9 protein-coding genes and 5 pseudogenes are annotated in these 10,206 nt (G+C 66.9%); 11 read left to right on the top strand and 3 right to left on the bottom strand.

The window, feature by feature from the left end:
• Positions 1–243: 243 nt before the first annotated feature.
• Positions 244–1,342: pseudogene (locus tag ACFY01_RS46585) on the top strand (helix-turn-helix domain-containing protein).
• Between the two features lie 145 nt (positions 1,343–1,487).
• On the opposite strand, the gene ACFY01_RS46580 reads toward ACFY01_RS46585, so the two are convergent.
• On the bottom strand, positions 1,488–2,060 hold the full coding sequence (locus ACFY01_RS46580; protein WP_390741854.1) for a hypothetical protein: 573 nt from the start codon (positions 2,058–2,060) through the stop codon (positions 1,488–1,490).
• 308 nt (positions 2,061–2,368) lie between these two features.
• On the opposite strand from ACFY01_RS46580, the gene ACFY01_RS46575 reads away from it, so the two are divergent.
• The 6 genes and pseudogenes from ACFY01_RS46575 to ACFY01_RS46550 all read left to right on the top strand — a co-directional run.
• Entirely contained in the window at positions 2,369–3,373 is a 1,005-nt protein-coding gene (locus tag ACFY01_RS46575; protein WP_390741853.1) for an ArsR/SmtB family transcription factor, read from the top strand.
• Positions 3,374–3,542: 169 nt separating this feature from the next.
• A pseudogene (locus ACFY01_RS46570) lies at positions 3,543–3,872 on the top strand (transposase family protein); the annotation flags it as partial.
• 61 nt (positions 3,873–3,933) lie between these two features.
• Positions 3,934–4,473, top strand: a complete 540-nt coding sequence (locus ACFY01_RS46565) for a winged helix-turn-helix domain-containing protein (RefSeq protein ID WP_390741852.1) — start codon at positions 3,934–3,936, stop codon at positions 4,471–4,473.
• Entirely contained in the window at positions 4,470–5,018 is a 549-nt protein-coding gene (locus ACFY01_RS46560) for a transposase (protein WP_390741856.1), read from the top strand. The genes ACFY01_RS46565 and ACFY01_RS46560 overlap by 4 nt, the downstream gene beginning before the upstream one ends.
• Positions 5,009–6,192: pseudogene (locus tag ACFY01_RS46555) on the top strand (ISL3 family transposase); the annotation flags it as partial. The gene ACFY01_RS46560 and the pseudogene ACFY01_RS46555, both read left to right, overlap by 10 nt.
• Before the next feature lie 99 nt (positions 6,193–6,291).
• Positions 6,292–6,516 (top strand): annotated as a pseudogene (locus tag ACFY01_RS46550) (transposase family protein); the annotation flags it as partial.
• On the opposite strand, the gene ACFY01_RS46545 reads toward ACFY01_RS46550, so the two are convergent.
• Positions 6,465–6,794, bottom strand: coding sequence for a hypothetical protein (locus tag ACFY01_RS46545; RefSeq protein ID WP_390741857.1), 330 nt, complete (start codon positions 6,792–6,794; stop codon positions 6,465–6,467). The pseudogene ACFY01_RS46550 and the gene ACFY01_RS46545 overlap by 52 nt on opposite strands.
• 270 nt (positions 6,795–7,064) lie before the next feature.
• Positions 7,065–7,649 (bottom strand): TetR/AcrR family transcriptional regulator, encoded by a 585-nt coding sequence (locus ACFY01_RS46540; RefSeq protein ID WP_390741855.1) that lies wholly within the window; start codon positions 7,647–7,649, stop codon positions 7,065–7,067.
• Positions 7,650–7,766: 117 nt separating this feature from the next.
• On the opposite strand from ACFY01_RS46540, the pseudogene ACFY01_RS46535 reads away from it, so the two are divergent.
• From ACFY01_RS46535 to ACFY01_RS46520, 4 genes and pseudogenes are all read left to right on the top strand, one after another.
• A pseudogene (locus tag ACFY01_RS46535) lies at positions 7,767–8,202 on the top strand (SDR family NAD(P)-dependent oxidoreductase).
• A 15-nt stretch (positions 8,203–8,217) separates the two neighbouring features.
• Complete coding sequence (locus tag ACFY01_RS46530; protein ID WP_390741851.1) at positions 8,218–8,913, top strand: NADPH-dependent F420 reductase; 696 nt, start codon at positions 8,218–8,220, stop codon at positions 8,911–8,913.
• On the top strand, positions 8,900–9,292 hold the full coding sequence (locus ACFY01_RS46525) for an ester cyclase (RefSeq protein ID WP_390741850.1): 393 nt from the start codon (positions 8,900–8,902) through the stop codon (positions 9,290–9,292). Before ACFY01_RS46530 ends, ACFY01_RS46525 begins: the two co-directional genes overlap by 14 nt.
• 86 nt (positions 9,293–9,378) lie before the next feature.
• The gene (locus tag ACFY01_RS46520; RefSeq protein ID WP_390741849.1) at positions 9,379–10,065 is read left to right on the top strand and encodes an SDR family NAD(P)-dependent oxidoreductase; all 687 of its coding nucleotides are present in this window, start codon (positions 9,379–9,381) and stop codon (positions 10,063–10,065) included.
• The last annotated feature ends 141 nt before the right edge of the window (positions 10,066–10,206 follow it).

Genomic DNA, 10,206 nt, shown 5'->3' with positions numbered 1-10,206 from the left:
TACAGGCACGCCCCGGTGACGTTCCCGGCCCGGGCGCGGTCTTCACCCGGACGGCAGGCACAGCTTCACCGGAAAAACGATCCGCGACTCCCAGCGCGACGACCGGATCCCGGTGGGCCTGTCCTTGCCGAAAACCTTATCCGCCCAGGTGGTGAGGCGGTGGGCGGCCTTCGCGGAGCTTCGACGATGGATGCTCACGCCGCGGTTGCGCGGAAGCCGATCAGCACTGCAACGTGATCGTCCGTGCTGCTGCGACTGGCCTACATCGGTGTGAGCAACGCGCTCGCGCTGCTGCGCCTACTGCCGATGAGCGATCGGGACAAGGACATCGAGATCCTGGTGCTACGGCATCAGATCACGATGCTGGAGCGGCAACTGGGCAAGCGCAGACCGCGGTTCGATGCGGCCGACCGGGCGTTCCTGGTGGCGCTGCTGCACCGGTTGCCGATGGATGCGCTGCGCCGGGTGCGGCTGCAGGTGCGCCCGGAGACGGTGCTGCGGTGGCACCGGGACCTGCTCGCACGTCGGCATGCCGCCCGGTCCCGGCCGAAGCGTCCGGGCCGGCCGCGGACCGTGCACTCCATACGCGCCCTCGTACTCCGCCCTCGCGCGCGAGAATCCCCATTGGGGCTACAGGCGCGTGCACGGCGAACTGCTCGTCCTGGGCATCAAGGTCGCCGCCTCCACGGTCTGGGAGATCTTGAGGGAGGCCGGAATCGACCCAGCGCCCGAACGCGGCGCCGGCACGTGGGCCGATTTCCTGCGCTCCCAGGCCGACGCGCTGCTGGCCTGCGACTTCTTCGAGGCGGTCACCCTGACCGGTGCGCGTCTGCAGGTGCTGGCGGTGATCGAGCACGCCAGCCGACGGATCCGCATCCTCGGCGCCGCCGCGCACCCGACCGCGGCCTGGGTGGCGCAGGCGGCGAAGAACCTCGTCATGGACCTGGAGGACGCGGGCTGCCGGGCCCGGTTCCTGATTCGGGACCGGGACGGGAAGTTCCCCGCCCTGTTCGATGACGTCCTCAAGGACGCGGGCATCCAGGTTGTGCCAAGCGGTGTCCGGATGCCGAGGATGAACGCCGTCATGGAGCGGTGGGTGCAGACCTGTCGGCGTGAGCTCCTGGACCGCACCTTGATATGGAACCAGCGCCATCTGCTCCATGCTCTGCGCGAGTTCGAACACTTCTACAACTCGCATCGGCCCCACCAGGGCATCGGCAACGACCGCCCGCTCCGCCCGTTGCCCGAGCCGATCAACGACCCGGCCCGGATCCTTCGCCTTGACGTACGAAGACGCGACCGACTCGGCGGCATACTCCACGAGTACCAGCATGCCGCTTGACCTGGCCGGATGAGGTTTCCGGCAAGGACAACGTCGGCTGTGACTGGTCGGCGAACGGCTAGCTGGGCTGGCATGACACAGGGAACGAATGATCGGTTCCCGGCACGCCACGTCGAGGGTGCGGGAACCGATCACTGTGTGGGCGTTACGCCGCGGTGATGCAGGTCTTGAGACCGTAAACCGGCCCCCAGTCACCGCTTGCGGTGTGGTAGAAGGCGTTGGGGGTCGTGTAGATCACCGTTCCGCGGGACCCGTACATGTACACGCGTCGGTGCTGCGTCTGGTTGTTGCTCCAGGAACCGCCGCTGAGCAGGTACGAGCTGGTGTTGTAGTAGCCGCAGTAGTAGAAGTCATACTCGTCGCCGGTGTACGCGGATCCCGTGTACCCGCAGAAGTTCCCATACGGGCAGGAATCCGAGGCTGCTGGCGCGTAGGTGGTACGCAGGTCCCTGGCGTACCTCTCGCCGGGGACGGCCACGGTGGCCTTTCCTCCGCGGAAGGCAACGGTGTTCGGGCCGGTCTGTCGACCATGTGTCCTTGCGACCACTTCATCGACTTTTTGCTGGAGGATCCTCGTCTGCTTGGCGGTCAGTCCCGCGCGCTGCGCCTGAGCCGCGTAGGAGTTGCCGGCCGTTTCGGCCGAGGCGGCTTGCGTGCTGAAGGCAACGGCCAGGATGGCCATCATCGCCATCAGCAGCAGTCTCGGCTTACCAGACATCAGGTTCACGGTTCACCTCTCCTGTTTCGTTTCGAGGGGCAGCTCCGCCCGCCCCCGTGAGGCAACGGCCGCTCCGGTCACCAACGCGGTCCGTTCTGCCCGGCACTCCGGCACGCGGCTCCCCCGGCGGCCCAGGCATACGGATGTCCGGTCCGCGCCTTCCGTGTTCGGACCTCACGGCCGAGACTCGGCATGCCCGCTACAAGTCACATGGTCGAGGACCTGACGGAAGCGCCGCAAAGCATTCGTTCCTGGCCGAACACCGCAGGTCTGATGCTGTCCGCAAACGGCTACACACGGAGGAACAGATGCTTCGCGTGCACTTCACGCCAGATGACCTCCTCCAGGTCACCTTGGCGCCGGCTCCGGCACCGCTGATGGAACTGGTCCTCGCCACCGCCATGCTGCAACAGCAGGACATCGACCCCGTCTTCCGGCGCTGGCAGCATCGCTCGCTTCGAACCCTCCCCCGCGCCGCGCATCCCCTGCTGGACCTCATACCTCCGACCGGGAAGGGCCCACTGTTCCTTGATCCCCTCAGCCGGGGACTGGATGACGGTCTCGACCAGGTCCGGGCAAGCCCAGCCGCCTTCGTACAGGCCGACCTGAAGCGCGTGTGCGCTGCCGACCGGATGCCGACTGCGTGGACGATCCGCCTTGCCCAACGGGACCGCGATGCCTGGCAGATCCTTCACAACGGGGTACGTGCCGGGCACGACGCCCTCTTGGTGCCCGCCTGGGAGCGGATCACATCCGGCTTCGATACCGAACGGGCGTGGCGCACCCAGAACCTCGCACGGCACGGGCTCCGTCAGATGCTGGCCGGCCTCACCCACGGAATCCGCTGGTCCGGGACCGTCCTGGAGATCTGCTCGCCCGAGCATCGCGAGATCCACCTGGCAGGGCGCGGCATCACCGTGCTTCCATCGGCCTGCTGGGCCGGCCGGCCGCTGATCGGTGTCTATCCGCACGGTCCCGCGGTGTTGGTCTACCCGGCCGTTACTCCGCTTCCGCTGCTGGAAGAGCCCTCGGCCACCGACCCGGTAGCCGCCCTCCTGGGACGTACCCGCGCCGCGATCCTGGCCCTGCTCACCCGGCAGCGCACCACCACCGACGTGGCGCGCGAACTCGACATCAGCAAGTCCTCAGCCTCCGAGCACACCAAGGCGCTCCGGCATGCCCGCCTGATCGTCAGCCAACGCGAAGGACAAGCGGTCTGGCACACCTGCACGCCCCTCGGTCTCGGACTCATTGGCAGCGCTGGCCCAATCAGCCCCGGCACATGCAATCCGGTGCCGCCGGCACAGGGTTAGCCCCAGCAGCGGCTTGATCTCTGCGCAGGTCAAAGCATTGTCCGCCGGGACGGGTGGCTTTCCCAGGGGAGTGTAAATCTAACGGCCCTGTCTCACATTAGGTGGTGACGGAGAGTCCTGATGCATCGTTGGTATCTGTGTGAAGGATGTCAACGAGCTTGTGCAGACGGTGTTTTCAGGGCTGTCCCCGCTGGTCATCGGTGATGTGGTCGACGAGGGCGAGCGGGTCGTGGTGCGGGCACGTACTCCGCAGAACACTGCGGTCTGTCCGGTGTGCGGGGCGCTATCAGGGCGGGTGCACGGCTATCACTGGCGCACGGTGGCCGACGTGCCGACCGATGACCGGCGGGTGGTGGTCCTTGTGCGGGTGCGGCGTCTGGTGTGTCCCACACGCGGTTGCTGCCATACCTTCCGCGAACAGGTGCCCGGTGTCCTGGAGCGATACCAGCGACGCACGGCCCGCCTGACCATGCAGGTCAAGGCCGTGGTCAAGGAGTTACTGACTTTGTTGGCGTGATGTCGTGACTGACAAGGGGTGGTTGTCGCGGTAAGCCGGTTGCATGAGGTATCCGCAAGGGGGCGGGCTGACCGCGGAGCGACGGACGTTTCGCCAGCACATCCGGATGCAGGCGGCCGAGTTATTCGCCCTGGGACACGACAATGCCGCGGTCGCCAAGCAGTTACGGGTCAGCGTGCGGTCGGTACAGCGGTGGCACCAGGCCTGGGAGCACGGCGGAACGTCGGCCCTGGAGTCGAAGGGGCCGGCGTCCCGGCCCAAGCTGAGCGAAGCACTGTTTGAGGTGCTCGAGCAGGAGCTGGCCAAGGGGCCGGTGGCACACGGCTGGCCGGACCAGACCTGGACGCTGACGCGGATCAAGACGCTGATCGGACGCCGGTTCCACAAGAGCATGACGCTCTCAGCCATCGCGCAGATGCTGCACCGGCACGGCTTCAGCCACCAGGTCCCCGCCCGCCGCGCGCTGGAACGCGACGAGGAAGCCGTCACCGGCTGGGTGAAGGAGACCTGGCCGCAGGTGGAAGGTCCGTGGCGGCGCTCGGGGCCTGGCTCTGCTTCGAAGACGAAGCCGGCTTCTCGATGACGCCGCCCACCACCCGCACCTGGGCCCGACGCGGACACACACCCGTCATCCGGGTCCGGGGACGCTCCCAGCGCCGCTTCTCCATCGCCGCACTGGCCTGCTACAAGCCCGGCGAACGCTCACGCCTGATCTACCGGCCCAAACGGCACGTCGACCACAAGCGGGGCGGCAGACGCAGTTTTACCTGGACCGATTACCGCGACCTGCTCGTCGCTGCCCACCAGCAGCTTGGCGCGCCGATCGTACTCGTCTGGGACAATCTGAACGTGCACAAGGACGCCCGGCTGCGGGCGTTCATCGACACCCACGACTGGATCACCTGCTACTTCCTGCCTGCCTACGCACCGGACCTCAACCCCGTCGAGGGCATCTGGTCACTGCTGCGACGCAGCAGCCAGGCCAACACCGCATTCACCAGCCCCGACCACCTGATGCGCGCCCTCCGACAGGGCCTCCGCGAAATCCAGTACCGCAGCAACCTCATCGACGGATGTCTCGCCGAAACCGGCCTCACCTCGACGACATCACGCCAGCAAGGTCAGTAGCGGGCCGAGCGGGAGCACGTCTGCTGGCGATACTCGCGGTGGGTCTGTCTCGCCACACAGCCCTGCGCACTCTGCTGCGCATCCCGTTGCCCACCGGGCGGGTGCCCCGTGTGATCGGCGTCGACGACTTCGCTCTGCGCCGGCGCCACCGCTACGCCACCGTGATCATCGACGCCGAGACCCATGAACGGATCGACGTCCTGCCCGACCGCACCGCCGACACGCTGGAAGGCTGGCTGCGCGAGCATCCGGGCGTCGAGGTCGTGTGCCGTGACGGCTCGGCCACCTATGCCGAGGCCATCCGCCGTGCCCTGCCTGACGCGGTGCAAGTCGGTGATCGCTGGCATTTATGGAAGAACCTGTGCGAAGCCGCCCTGAGCGAGGTGAAGGCACACAGCGCTTGCTGGGCCACCGTACTGGACGCGCCGATCTACGACGGCCCCGCGCCCAGACCACCCTCGAACGCTGGCACCAGGTCCACGGCCTGCTCGACCAGGGCGCGGGCCTGCTCGAATGCGCCCGCCGCCTACAGCTGGCCCTGAACACTGTCAAACGCTACGCCCGGGCAGACCGCCCCGAGCGCATGCTCCGCGTCCCCAAGTACCGTGCCAGCCTGGTCGATCCCTACCGCGAGCACCTGCGTAAACGTCGAGCTGAAGACCCCGGCGTCCCGGTGCAGCACCTCTTCGAAGAAATCAAGGCCCTCGGCTTCACGGGCTGCCTGAACCTCCTGCACAAGTACATCAACCAAGGCCGCGCGGACGCCGACCGCAGCCATATCTCGCCACGCCGACTCGCCCGGATGCTGCTGACCAGGCCCGACAACCTCACAGTCGAGCAGCACGAGCTCCTGGCCAGACTCACCGCCGCCTGCCCCGAGATGACCCAACTGGCCGCGGGCATCCGGTACTTCGCCCCGCTCCTTACGCCACACACCGGCAACCCCGATGCGCTCACGCGATGGATCGCTCAGGTCCGAACAGCTGATCTGTCCCACCTCCACGCCTTCACCCGGGGCCTGGACCGGGACATCGACGCCGTGATCGCCGCCCTCACGCTTCCCTACAGCAACGGCCCGACCGAGGGCGTCAACACCAAGACCAAACGGATCGCGCGCCAGATGCACGGACGAGCAGGCTTCACCCTGCTCCGGAACCGCATCCTCCTCGGATAACAGCACGCTCCGTCACCACCGAATGCGAGACAGGGCCGAACGATTTACAGTCCCTCTAAAGGGTGTTGCACAAGGCGCTGAGCTGGGCATCTCTTAGGTATGGCCGCGGCGGTACGTGCTGAGCGGGTGTGGGTGGAGACGTTCACGAAGCTGCGGGTGACGCAGTTTTCGGGTCTGTTGAAGGTGGTGCGGGAGCGGGGCGGCAACGGCACCCTGCGGGGCCGGCCGTGGTCGTTACCGCTTGCCGAGCGGGTGCTGATGGTCGCGGTGTACTACCGCACGAACCTGACCATGCGGCAGCTGGGTCCGCTGTTCGGCGTCTCCTCAAGGTGGCCGTCGGGAGGCAGCGGCAGGTCCGTCGCGTCGGCGGGCAGGACCCCAAGGTCGATGGAGGCGACGAAGGGGAGGGCGGAGTCCGGGACATCGGCCGGAAGCAGGAGCGGACCGCCGAACCGGCCCACGACGGGTCCGTCTCCGTCCCGTGCCAGCGTCGCGCAGGAGCGGGCGGCGGCCAGCCATCGCTCTACGTCGCCGGCTGGTGTGCCCCGCGCGATCGCCTTGCAACGGAAAGGACTTAACCGGTCCCGCATCTCAGGAGTCATGGGCAAACCGTAGGGCGGAGGGACTGACACAGCGGCTTCGAAGCGGTGGCGTGCCGCCGAGGAGCTGCCTGGCTCCTTGTCCTGGTGAGCCCGCCGTGTGGCGCCGATGCCCCCACCGTGGCTACTGCGTCCGGCGCCACTGCCCGCACCGATACATCTCCGATCAGCAGCCCAGTGCACGTTGACGCGAGCGCGGGCGAGCGCGAGCACGGCTTGGAGGTGCTCCCTTGCCTTCCGCACGTTTACCTTCGTAGACGCGCGCCGGGCGGATCAGGACAGTGGCCAGTTACGCAGGGCGGCGTCGGCCAGCTCCTGGAGTTCATCCCGGCCGATACCGCTCGCGGCTTGTACGGCGATGCCGTAGGCGAAGGTGGTGAGGTAGCGGGCCAGTAGCCCCGGATCGGTCTGCGGAGGCAGGTCGCCGTCGTCGACGGCGCGCTGGAACCGCTCCCGGATGCAGGAGTAGCCGTCGTTGCGCCAGGCGACGAGGAGGTCGCGGACTTCCTGTCCGGAGTCGCTGGTGGTCAGGGCACCCTGGACACCCAGGCACCCGTGGGGATGGGCCGGGCGGGTGGTGGTCCGAACGGTGCCGGCCAGGATCGCGGTGGCGACGCCGAGGGCGGTCGGCTCCTCCAGGGCCCGGGCCAGGTATGCGCTCGGACCTTCGGTGTAGCGCTCCAGAACCTTGCGGAACAGTTTCTCCTTGTTGCCGAAGGCCGCGTACATGCTGGTGGTGGAGATGCCCATCGCGTTCGTCAGGCAGGCCGTACTGGCCCCCTCGTAGCCATGTTGCCAGAAGACCAGCATGGCGCGTTCGAGAGCTTCGTCGGCGTCGAATCCCCGCGGTCGGCCCATCGGGCTGCTCTGTTTCCTCTCCACCCCCGCAGCCTACCTCTTCTGTAGGGATCGCTGCGGAAGTGCTAACGTTCGACTTCCGCAGCGATCGCTGCGGAAGTTGAAGGGGCTGCTTACATGGGATTACTGGAGGGAAAGACTGCGCTCGTCACCGGGGGCACTACTGGAATCGGCCTGGCCAGCGCCGTACAGCTGGCAGCCGAGGGCGCGCACGTGTTCATCATCGGCCGACGCAGGACCGAACTCGACGCGGCCGCCGAAGTGATCGGTTCAGCGGCCACCGCGGTGACCGGCGACATCTCGAACCTGGCCGACCTGGACCGGCTCTACGAAGGTCAACACCATCACGCCCGGCCCGACCGACACCCCGGCACTGTCGGGGCTCGCCCCCCACCCGGAGCGGTTCAAGCAGCAACTGGCGACACATGTGCCGCTGGGCCGGCTCGGACGCCCCGAAGATATCGCCGCCGCCGTGACGCTCCTCGCCTCCGGGCAGAGCAGCTTCATCACCGGCACGAGCCTGTACGTCGACGGCGGCCTGAACCAGATCTGAGAGGCAGAACCACCCATGACCACCATCGGGATCATCGGCGCAGGCGAGGTCGGCAGCCAGATCGCCCGCGCGGCACTACTCCACGGATACGAAGTCGTCATCGCCAACTCACGGGGACCCGAGACCCTGGAGAACCTCGTCACTGAACTCGGCCCGAAAGCGCGCGCCGCACACGCTGCGGATGCCGCAGAAGCCGGCGATTTCGCCGTCGTAGCCGTCCCTCTCAAACTTGTCAACGACATGCCGGCCGAAGCGCTGGCATGCAAGATCGTGCTGGATACGAACAACTACATGATCTGGCGCGACGGCCACTTCGAAGTGATCGACTCGGGCGAGAAGACGGTGCACGAGCTGCGCCAGGAGCACCTCCCCACGTCCAAGGTCGTCCAGGCGTTCACCCATATCCAGGCCCCCCGCATCACCACCGCCGGCCGCCTCTCCGGCGCCCCCGACCGACTGGCGCTCCCTGCGTCAAGCGACTACCCGGAAGCCGTTGAACTCGTGACGCGGCTGTATGACCAGTTCGGCTTCGACACCGTGGACAACAGTCCGCTGAGCGAATCGTGGCGCACTGCTCCCGGTCAACCCGCCTGGACCGAGCTTGCGCACCAGACCCGCGACGAGCTGATGGCCAATCTGAAAAGAGCGCATCCACTCGCAGCCCCGACCCGGGACTGCCCCACAGAAGGATCACCTCATGTCAGACAGTGATCTGCGCGCGTTCTACCTGCGCTACATCGAAGCGCTCAACGCCCACAAGTTCGACGGCATGGACGAGTTCATCAACGACCGGACCACCCTGAACGGCGAGCCGGCCACCCGGGACGACCTCATCGCGATTCAGAAGCATGACGTCGACGCGGTTCCGGACCTCCACTGGGAGCTCAAGGAACTGCTCTTCGACGGTGACCGTCTGGCTGCGCGTCTGGTCACCACGGGTACTCCGGTGAAGGAGTGGCTCGGTGTGGCTCCCACCGGTGCCTCGTTCGAGATCGTCGAGTACGCCATCTACCAGGTCCGCGACGGGCGATTCGTGCACATGACGGCCCTGCACAACGCCAGCGAACTCTTCCGGCAGCTGACCGGCTGACCCCCCAGATCAGCGCCGGCAACTCAACAAACAGTCCGGACGCCGCTTCCGGCCCACACGGGCCACACCATTCGAGAGGACACGCAATGACCATCACACTGATCACCGGAGCCAACAAGGGCATCGGCTTCGAGACAGCCAGACAGCTCCTGGCGCTGGGCCACGTCGTCTACATCGGCGCTCGTGACACCGAGCGAGGAGAGAAGGCCGCAGCGGCACTCGGCGCACGATTCGTACAGCTCGACGTGACCGACGACGCATCGGTGAGCCGCGCGCTGGCGACGATCGACTCGGCCGAAGGCCGGCTCGACGTCCTGGTGAACAACGCGGGCATCCTGGGAGACGGAGTCGTTGACGGTCCCACGGCTCTCCGGGCCTTCGACACCAACGCGGTGGGAATCGTGCGCGTCACTGAAGCGGCGCTCCCCCTGCTACGCAAGTCCCCCAACCCAACCGTGGTCACCGTTTCCAGCAGCGCCGGATCGTTCTGGGCAGTGACCAACCCGGACCGGCCGGAGTTCAACCTGCCGTTGGCGCTCTACTCCGCCTCCAAGTCCGCAGCCACCATGCTCACGGTCCAATACGCCAAGTCCCAGCCAGGCATCAAGTTCAACGCAGTCGAGCCCGGCACCACCGCGACCGACCTGACCGCGGCATTCGGAATCGGAAGGACGCCGCAGGAGAGCGCCAAGGTCGTCGTGCGACTCGCGACTCTCGACGCGGACGGACCGACAGGAACCTTCCAGGACGAAAACGGCGAAGTGCCCTGGTAGCCCTGTGGGAGGGGCGGGGGGGGGGGCCCCCCCGCGGGGGGCCCCCCCCCCCCCCCCCCCCCCCGACAAAAAATAAAAAAAAAATATGGGGCCCCAACCAAAAAAAAACACAAAACCCAAATTTATAAAAAAAAAGGAGTA

Source organism: Streptomyces sp. NPDC001480 (assembly GCF_042894725.1).
Taxonomy (GTDB): Bacteria; Actinomycetota; Actinomycetes; order Streptomycetales; family Streptomycetaceae; genus Streptomyces.
This window is presented reverse-complemented; position numbering and strand designations above follow the sequence as displayed.